The organism is Stenotrophomonas sp. SrG (assembly GCF_050031795.1).
GTDB lineage: Bacteria > Pseudomonadota > Gammaproteobacteria > Xanthomonadales > Xanthomonadaceae > Stenotrophomonas > Stenotrophomonas rhizophila_A.
Window position 1 is genome coordinate 1 of sequence record NZ_JBNBBE010001323.1, and the last position, 236, is coordinate 236.

Annotated in this window: 1 protein-coding gene; it reads left to right on the top strand. The window is 60.6% G+C overall.

Annotated elements, in window-relative coordinates:
- The coding region (locus ACQG3P_RS23715) for a hypothetical protein (RefSeq protein ID WP_426806417.1) at positions 1–198 on the top strand (198 nt) is incomplete at its 5' end.
- Between the last annotated feature and the right edge of the window lie 38 nt (positions 199–236).

Below are 236 nucleotides of genomic sequence, written 5' to 3' on the forward strand. Positions count from 1 at the left end.
TTACTGCCGCTCCTTGCGCTCGCCGTCGTTTACCTTGGTTCTGGCCGCAACCTCAAAGTAGCCTATTTTGCATTAGCGCTTGGCCAAGGCAGCCCGCAATGGGCGACCTATGGGATTCTCGGTGCGGGTACTGTGGCGTTTTTCGTTACGTGGGCCAGGCTGGGGGCGGAGGCAGTGTGTGCGAGAGATTGGTGGTGACCGTTTGTGGCTGTTAGCGGTGGCCGGTCGGGGTGGTG